This window comes from Catenibacterium sp. RTP21428st1_D7_RTP21428_210409 (assembly GCF_040227455.1).
GTDB lineage: Bacteria > Bacillota_I > Bacilli_A > Erysipelotrichales > Coprobacillaceae > Catenibacterium > Catenibacterium mitsuoka_A.
This window is the reverse complement of record NZ_JBEHVX010000092.1, coordinates 1-9,162: the sequence shown is the minus strand read 5'-3', so window position 1 is coordinate 9,162 and position 9,162 is coordinate 1. Positions and strand designations below refer to the sequence as shown.

The window sequence follows — 9,162 nt, the reverse complement described above, 5'->3', positions numbered from 1 at the left end:
TGCCCTTTACAAGTGGAAACCCCCAAATATTTAAAGCGAGTTTTTTATTGACCCCCCTTAAAAATTAAAGGTTCTTTATTTTTAATATACTCTCTTTCTTATAAAGAATATTCCTAAGCAACTCATCATAATCAATAAAGACCATCCAATCATATTCAAATAAGTAGTATCACCCGTCTTAATCTGTTCATTTTTATCAGTCTTATTTGTACTCTGAGTTGGTATTTCTGTTATTTCAATATTATCAGACTTAAGTTTAAGCTGTTTATATGAAGCATTCAACATTTCATAAGCTTGATCCACTTCACTTTGTGTAGCTTCTTCATTCATTAGCACTTCTTTACTTTGATTTAATACTTTAATTAAAGAATCTGTATTTTCATACTTACTCATGTCTAAAGCATCAATTTTTGAAATCAACTCTTCAATTTTTGTCTTATCTGCTTTTAAAACAAGATGATCAACAGTCTCTGATAAAGTAGTTACCATTTCATCAATTTCTTCTTGAGTAACATCAGCTTTATCTATGAGTGCTTTTGCTTTAAGTACTTCATTATTCACTCTCAACAATGAAGAAGGAGTATATTTTGTTTGATCAATAGATTCAGCTTTAGTGATAATAGCTAATAACTGAGAGTAATCAATCTTCTTTTCTAAGGCATTTAAGGCACCTTCTAATTCTAATATTGCCTTTTGTACCTTATCATTTTGAGGAACAGATTCTTTATAAGCTTCTTCAGCTTGCTTTCTCTTGTCTGTAAGTAATTTAATTGACTCTTCTGTATATTTAGATTCATCAATGTCCAATGCCTTTGTAATCAATTCTTGTAGATGTTCATAAGATTCTTTAGTCACAAGAAGATCTTTTGCATCAGACAAATTCTCATATGCTTCTAAGACAGATTCTTCATTCGCATTTTCATCATTTATTACTTCTTGTGCTTTATTCAAATAAATGTCTAATTTCTCTACACAAACATCTATATACAATGAACGATCAAGCTTATTCACTTTATCAACCAATGCAATTAAATCTGTTTTATCGCTCTTGAAAATCAATTTATCTTTTGCTTCAATAAGTTCCTCACAAATAGAATCAATCTTTTCCTGACTACTATTTTTATCATTGTAGATCATTTCAGCTTCTTGTAACTTATCTTTCAATTTTTCAAAAGTGGCAGGTGCATATACTGATTCATCAAGATTTTTACATTCTTTAATTAAACTACCCAAATAATCAAAATTAGCCAATAATTTCAAATTATTAATACTATCTAGTAACTCTAGTTTTGTTTCTAATATCGTAGAAGAATCAACATTTTCATTGATCACCTTGTAGGTATTATTCAATGCTTGATTGAATCTTTCCTTTGTTTCAGGTGTATAAATAGAAGTATCCATATTGACATTCATATAATATAAATTTGTTAGTTCACATTTATCAAGTGAATCTCCGTATACTTCAAATTCCCATAATGAATACCCATAAATACTGTTAGGTTTAATTCCCTGCATTTTCACATATCTAGCTGTTACACCATTATAATTATATGTTTCAATACCACCATTAGAATGTTGTGCATGTGTAATATCAGTCCATGTTTCTCCATCTAAAGAAACCTGTAACTTATATTCCTCTGCACCAGTTCCTTCCCAATTCAACTTTATCTCATTAACATTGTAATAATCTCCAAGATCAACAGAAATCCATTGATTTGAAACATCTACCTTATTGTCTTTCTGTCTTAAAGAAACCCAACGAGATTCCTTTCCTGAAGTGGCATCTTCACTTCCATCAAATGCCTTGGAAGAATCATATTGTGCTTTATATGAACTTGATGCACTAGACTTCTTATTTAGTGCTAAATTTGTAGTCTTTGGCTGTTTCACTCTATTACCATATACTTCAAATTCCCATAATGAATAACCATAAACAGTAGAAGGTTCTAGACATTCTACTCTTACATATCTAGCTACTGTTTGGTCAGTATAGTCAAATTCTCTTTTTCCACCTTTTCCATCACTTACTGAAGTAATATCCTTCCAGTTTTTTCCATTTGAAGAAATCTGGATTTTATAACTTTTAGCACATGCTGCTTCCCAATTTAAGACTATTTTTGAGATATCATAGTAATTCTGTAAATCCACATAAATCCATTGATAATCAACATATTTACCAGAATTATCTTTTCTTCTTTGAGAAACCCATCTTGATTCTTTACCCGATGTTTTATCTAAGCTTCCATCAAATGCTTTTTCAGAACCATATTGACTCTTATAAGTACTAGATGAATATGAAGGTTTATTTAATGCAATATTTTGATTTTCATTAACTACTGATGATTTATCACCATATACTGCTACTTCATTAATACCAATACCATAATTCTTATTATTTACTCGGCGTGTTTTATAAGAATGAATTTTAAGATATCGACCATAAATATATGAATCATATGTATGAATATCTCTTAATGATGTATTTGTTTTTGTTTCAGTAACTACCTGCCAAGTTTTCTTATCAGTAGATACTTCTATTGTATAATCATCTGAGCACGCATTTTCCCAATCAATTTGAATCTTATTAATTTTTGAATACTGTTCTAAATCAATAATAATCCAATTGTCATCACTGTTTCTAATTGATCCCCAGCGTGTTTTAATATTGCCATCAACAGCATTTTCTTTCTTTAATTCATCATTATATTGTGAACTTGTTTCTACTGACTTATTTAATGCGATATTACTATAATTCGTATCTTCTTGTTCTTCATTACCATACGCAACAAGTTCATATATACTAATTCCATAATTCTTTCCATTAACAATTCTCGTTTTTGTAGAATGTATCTTTAAATAACGGCCATAAACATTATCATCAAATAAATATTGATCATATAATGATTGATTTGATTTTAATTTTTCTTTTATAGTAGTCCAGTTTTTCTTATCTAAAGAAATCTCAATACTATATTCATCTGAACATGCGGCTTCCCATAAAATATTTAAAGCCTTAATTGAACAATTTTTCTGTAAATCTACAATAATCCAGTTATCATCACACTCTCTCTTTGAACCCCATCTTGTATTTGTATTACCATCAACAGCATTCTCTTTCTTTAATTCATCATTATATTGAGAACTTACTTCAACAGGTTTCTTATATGTTAATGCATCCTGACTTTTACAGCTTATTTCTTTAATTCGATAATAAGAACCCTTAGTTTTCTTCATTACTATCTTTATATAAGGGTATATGCCACCGATGCTGACAGTAGAATCAGTTACATTTTGATTCACTGATTTTAAATAAGTATATGTTTTACCATCTTTAGATGTGTATATATCAAAATCTGAAGCATAATGATCTCCCCATTTGATATTTAATTCTGAAATATAACTATTACCAGCATAAAAGCTGATCCATTCTTCATCATTAGACTTACTCTGCCAATAAGTACTCATATCATTATCAAAAGCTGATTTGACATCATGTGGTGATAAAGATGAACTAGAATTATACAAATTACTATCATCTTCATTTAACGTCATAGATGAACCTGTATAAGGTGCTGATGGCGTAATAAAATCAGTTTTTGTAGTAGTTTGACCATAATCAAGTTTAACTTGAATAGTAGTATTACTTTGGTTTTCTGATGATGCAAGAGTGATTTTTCTTTGATTTTCAGATTCATCAATAATCAAACTACAAGGCTGATCAACAGTTACTTTATATCCTGTTTTATATTCTAATGTCCCTGCTTTGTAAAAATTGATTTGTGTCTGTTTAAGATTTTCATTTCTAACCGCTTGAATATTTTCATTATTCGCAACAATAGCTACAGGATTATTATCAGCATATTCTGAAACCTTCTTACTTGTCTTATTGGGCAAAATAATATAAGAATATGACTGATTACTAGGCTTTATTCCATGATTAATATATGCCTTAAATGTTCTTGGAGTAGAAGCCTTCTTTTCTTCTGCCCATAAAGAAGGATTATCTTTCTGATATACATTAGATACAGTCACTGTTGTTTCATCAGGGAAAACATATCCAACTTTATTATTGTAAATCCACTTACTATTTTTAATAGTTTTAGTAGTATCTTGAGAGATAACATCTCCATCCACTAAAACATTATCAGCTTTTGCCTGATTAAGTGTTGTATGGATTTCAACTGATTCACTCGATGTAATACCTGAACCCAATGCTACAATTTCATCATCAAAGAAGAAATATCCTTTCTTTACTTGAGTTCCCTTTTTATCCATTGCATAAGCACATGCACCATACTGTCCATTCGATACACCAATAGTATGACTTGTTCCGTTAGTAAAACGTCCTGAATTAGAATAATCCTGCACTAATCTTGCAGCAGTTGTTGTTCCAGGACAATGTGCCCAATCATAAGTTGGATAAACAGTAGTATATTCATCACCATCAACACTAATAGTAGATGATGCTGATGAAGTCCAATAAATGAGTTGACCTTTATTTCCATTAGGCCAGCTTCCTCTCCATTCTCCTCCAATGATTTCATTGGAATCCATTTTTATATTAACACCATAATGATTTCTCATATGAGATGCATAACCTGATCTCCACATATAATAATTTCCATTTTTACCATTTGTGATCTGTGGGTTTTCAATATTATTCAAAATTCCCTGATACTCTTTAGCGTGTGTTTTATCAGAAGCAATCATTCTTTTTAATGGCTCAATATACTCAGCTGCATAATTTTTGTAACCAACTGAATATTTATATTCACGATAACCTAAATATAATTCTTGAATATCTCCTCTAATTGTCCAGCTTGTTCCATTAATCATATAATCAGCCATACGATTAATTACATCTTTTCCTAATGAAAATGAAGTATCTCTGAACATATAAATCCAGAAACTCATATCTCTAAACATAGACATTCCATAACCATTTGAATAAAACTGTTTACCATGCATATAAAAACTGTTGTCTACTTGTACAGCTTCAGATGTTTTATCATCTTTTTGTGTGACTAAACAATAACTTAGATAATTATTGATCATATCATGTAAATGTTCAGAATCTTCTGTCAACAAATAATAATAAAGATAGTTTTGATCAAACCATAGATTATTTTGACCTGTTCCATATTTAACTGGTACTTTTTCTAAAAGCTTCTTTAACATGATATTTTCTGTATCTTCATCTACAACATCTTCTAGAAATAGAGCCATTCTAGAAAAACGAAGCTGTACGCCTACTTGATTTTCCCACCAGTTTGTTGAACGAGGATTTTGTTCAGCCCAATATTTTATAGCTTTCTCTAGTTTATTTACTACTTCCTGCTTTTTATATAAGACATTCCCTTCTTTACTATAAGCTATAGAAATAGCTTGAAGACGATCTAATGCCAGATAAGGAGACCATGCTGCTCCATTTGCAGCATTATTATTTGCCTTATAATTAACATCATCAAAAGAACCATCTTCTTTTATAAGTTTTAGATAATCGACTGCTTTAGAAACATAACATGTTTCAACTTTAGAACCATCATCAATCGTATCTAAAGATAAGAAATGTTCCTTTAGCCTTCCCTTGATCATACTTATTTCTTCGTTAGATGTTAATCCGAATATCACTTGCACATTTGATAGTGACATTGTGAATACAACAAACAAAGAAATCATTATTTTTACTACTTTATTCATCACCAATCCTCCTTTTGTAATCGCTTTCTAATTATAGAATGCCATTCATATACTTTAATTTCAATTTGGATTAACTTGAATAATTATTATTTTACTGAATCTCTTTCAATTATTTTAGTAGATAATAATTGAGTCATTTGAACATCGTTTTCACGATGAATACGATCTATAAGTTTATTGACCGCAATTTCTCCCATTAATTCTTTTTGTACTTGAACAGTAGTAAGTTTAGGGATTGTTTTATCACATAGAGGTGTATCATCAAAGCCAGTAATAGCTATTTGATCTGGTACTTTTATATTCATTAAGATCAAAGCATTCAACAATATAAATGCATTTGAATCATTAGCACATACAAAAACTTCAGGTAATTCACTTTTTTTAAGTAATGATACAATGCTATTAACATCGTTTTCTAATACATATTTCTCTGTTTCATGTAGGATGGAGTATTGATTTATATATGATTCTATATCAGATATAGTATTTCTATTTACTAAAGCTTGTTTATATCCCATAAAACGATCAGAAAAGCTTAAAGAGTATTCTAAATCTCCAAAAAATCCAACTCTTTTATATCCTTTATCAAGAACATATTGAGTGATTAAATACCCTCCCTGTTTATTGTGAGTTAAAACACAATCACATGTATCTCCTAGTGATGTATAATCCACAAGAACTACAGGAATACCTGTATTTTTCAACTGATTTAAATTCTGATCCGATATTTTACCAACCACTAGAATACCAGCTACTTTTCTATCTATAATACAATCTGGAAACTCAAATTGGTTATCTTCAAAATAATTCAAAATAGAGATATAACCTAATTCTTTAGCACGTTCAACGATTGAACGTAAGACAATAGAATAAAAATGTCCTGTATTTGCATAATAGCTCTGCATAAGAATACAAATATTAGATTTAGAAAAGATTGAAAGATAATGATGTTTTTCATTAATATATCCCATTTTATCAGCTGTTCTTAATATTTTTAGACGCATTGATTCACTTACACCTGGCTTATCATTTAATGCAATCGATACAGCATTAATAGAGATATCCAATTCTTTCGCAATATCTTTCATAGTCATTTTCATGCTATCACCTCTTTGTTTACAACACTTCCCCATTACTACTTATTACATTCTTATACCATTCAAATGACTTCTTCTTAATTCTTCTCATATCCTTTAAGTCATCATTATCTCTATTCACATAAACAAAACCATATCTCTTCTTCATCTGTGCACGACTGCTTAAGATATCAATAGGACCCCAAGATAAGTATCCTCTACAATCTACACCTTCTTCTACAGCTTTTTTCATCTCTTCTAAATGTTTTCTCATATAATCAATACGATAATCATCATTAATAACACCATCTACTAATTGATCATCATAGCCATAACCATTCTCTACAATATAGATAGGCATTTCATATCTATCATAAAGTTGTCTTAAAGTAATACGTAAACCAATAGGATCTATTGTCCAACCAAATTCAGACATTTCTAAATAAGGGTTCTTCTTGATGACTACATCTTCTACATTAGTCAAACTATCTTCACCATAATGACTAATAGTAGACATATAATAGCTTATCGCAAGAGCATCTGTCTTACCCTTCTTAAGTATTTCAAAGTCTCCTTCTTCTATAACTGGCATAGTACCTTCTAGTTTCATATTTGCTAGGAAGTAATTGTTATAGTGTCCTCTCGCAAAGACATCTAGAAATACAAATGCTTCACTTTGGGCTTTCATAGATTCTAATGTATCTAATGGGTGACATGTTTCAGGATAGCTTTGTACAATAGTGGCCATACCTAAAACATACCCTCCTTTTTGATGGATGTATTCGTTTATCAAACTATGCGCGATTAAAGTGTTATGCATAATTTGATGATCCAGAGTAATAGGGTTTTCTCCTTCAGAACATACAGCACCAAAGAACATCTTTGGACCTTTCTGTAGTATTCCATTCTGTTCATTGAAGATAATCCAGTATTTAACTTTGTCACTATAATGATCTACAATCTTCTTGCATAATTCCACAAATATATCCACTACTTTTCTACTCGCAAAACCATTGTATTTCTCATATAAGAATACAGGCATCTCAAAGTGATAGAGTGTAGGAATAGGTTCTATCCCTCTCTTTAGTAGTTCATCAATAAATTCATCATAGAAAGCAAAACCTTCTTCATTATATGTATTCTCATCACTCATAAGTCTAGACCAGTCTAAAGAGAAACGGTATGCATTAAAGCCTAACTCTTTATATAAATCAAAATCTTCTTTGTATCTATGATAAGCATCAATACCATCTTTAAAGTCTGAGAACTTACCAGTAACTGTTAAGTCACATACTGCAGGGACTTTTCCTCTTTCAGTATATCCACCTTCACTCTGATGAGCAGTCACTGCACCACCCCATAAGAAATCTTTTCTTAGCATCTTTACTAACTCCTTTATGTATATTCTTATTTAATTCTATTAAGACTATACTTGAATTTCAAGGAAGTAACACTTGAAAAGAAATAGTCTATATTATTCTAACGCTCATTTAACACTCACGAGTGTTAGAATAAAATATCATCATCTGTTGAATCTGGTATTTCAATCTCTAGAGTCTCTTCTCGAATTCTATAATATTCATCAACAACAGAATCAATAGATTCACTATCTTCTGCTTTTTCATAACATTTTATAAGTTTAGCCAGTAAATCAAATGTCGTAATTTCATCAACACCATATTCCCTTAAACTCGCTTCATAATTTTTTTTGGCATATTCCGATGCCTTATCATATTATTTTTTTTACAATATGTATTGCAAATTGAACTTGCTATCATAATACTGGTAAAATCAGCATCACCAAATATTTATTTACACTCATTATAATCTTGTATAAGTTCTTCTAATGTTTTCTTTTCTGTCATTGGTGTATCTCCTTATTCTTTTTTATTTTCTCTTATTGGCAACATTCTGTAAACAGGAATCAAACATAAGGTGTTCTCAAATTTGAACAGCACTGTGATTTTAAGCATTAGTGTTCTCAAATTTGAACACTAATGTAACTTTGTGAATTTGTATTCATAAATCAAACCTAAGAAAATATTATGATATAATTCAAACAGAATAAAGGTGAATATCATGATGGAAAGAAGAGCATATTTAAATCAATTAGTATCGTGGAAAGATCAAGATATAATAAAATTAGTAAGTGGAGTTAGACATTGTGGAAAAACTACGATATTAAAAATGTATCAAGAGTATTTATTAAATAGCGGTGTTGATCAATCACAAATCATTTCTATTAACTTTGATGACCTAGAGTCTGAAGAGTTGCTAGATTATCATAAACTCTACCAATATATCAAAGATAGACAATATGAAATGACGAGGAGGAAACAAAAAAAGTAACTCTCCTTAATTGTTCAATCGTGGATTTACCATTATA

General features: G+C 30.1%; 4 protein-coding genes. 1 reads left to right on the top strand and 3 read right to left on the bottom strand.

Features of this window, described 5'->3' with window-relative positions; genetic code table 11:
• Window positions 1-81: 81 nt before the first annotated feature.
• From ABUA27_RS10915 to ABUA27_RS10905, 3 genes are all read right to left on the bottom strand, one after another.
• On the bottom strand, window positions 82-5,700 hold the full coding sequence (locus ABUA27_RS10915) for a discoidin domain-containing protein (RefSeq protein ID WP_349820706.1): 5,619 nt from the start codon (window positions 5,698-5,700) through the stop codon (window positions 82-84).
• An 86-nt stretch (window positions 5,701-5,786) separates the two neighbouring features.
• The gene (locus tag ABUA27_RS10910) at window positions 5,787-6,800 is read right to left on the bottom strand and encodes a LacI family DNA-binding transcriptional regulator (protein WP_349820705.1); all 1,014 of its coding nucleotides are present in this window, start codon (window positions 6,798-6,800) and stop codon (window positions 5,787-5,789) included.
• 16 nt (window positions 6,801-6,816) lie between these two features.
• Window positions 6,817-8,157 (bottom strand): glycoside hydrolase family 1 protein, encoded by a 1,341-nt coding sequence (locus ABUA27_RS10905; protein ID WP_281079993.1) that lies wholly within the window; start codon window positions 8,155-8,157, stop codon window positions 6,817-6,819.
• A 701-nt stretch (window positions 8,158-8,858) separates the two neighbouring features.
• Here ABUA27_RS10905 and ABUA27_RS10900 point away from each other — a divergent pair.
• Entirely contained in the window at window positions 8,859-9,125 is a 267-nt protein-coding gene (locus tag ABUA27_RS10900) for an AAA family ATPase (RefSeq protein ID WP_349820704.1), read from the top strand.
• Window positions 9,126-9,162: the final 37 nt, after the last annotated feature.